This is a genomic window from Methylobacterium sp. C33D (assembly GCF_053345825.1).
In genome coordinates this window covers 1-294 of sequence record NZ_JBKFAV010000223.1, presented here as the reverse complement: position 1 = coordinate 294, position 294 = coordinate 1, and the positions used below count along the sequence as shown (strand labels likewise).

Here is a 294-nt window from a genome sequence, read left to right as displayed (position 1 = left end):
GGCCGGTCGACCTGTTCACGTCCTTCTACAGGCTCGCCCTGGAGATCGCCGGGCGCGCCATGTTCTCGGTGGGCATGGACGAGCACGGCGCCGGGCTGCGCCAGTTCATCGCCGAGTACGCCGAGCGGATGGGGCGGCCGCACCTCCTCGACATCGTGATCCCCCCGGGCTGGCCGGTGCCCCTCGACCTGTCGCGCCGCCACTTCCGGCACCGGTGGATCCCCTTCCTCGACCGGATCATCGCGGCGCGCCGGGCCGCGGAGCGGGACGGGTCCCGCTCGGGCGACCTCCTCG

Annotated in this window: 1 pseudogene; it reads left to right on the top strand. The window is 73.8% G+C overall.

Annotated elements, in window-relative coordinates:
* Positions 1-294 (top strand): annotated as a pseudogene (locus ACLBXO_RS32140) (cytochrome P450); the annotation flags it as partial.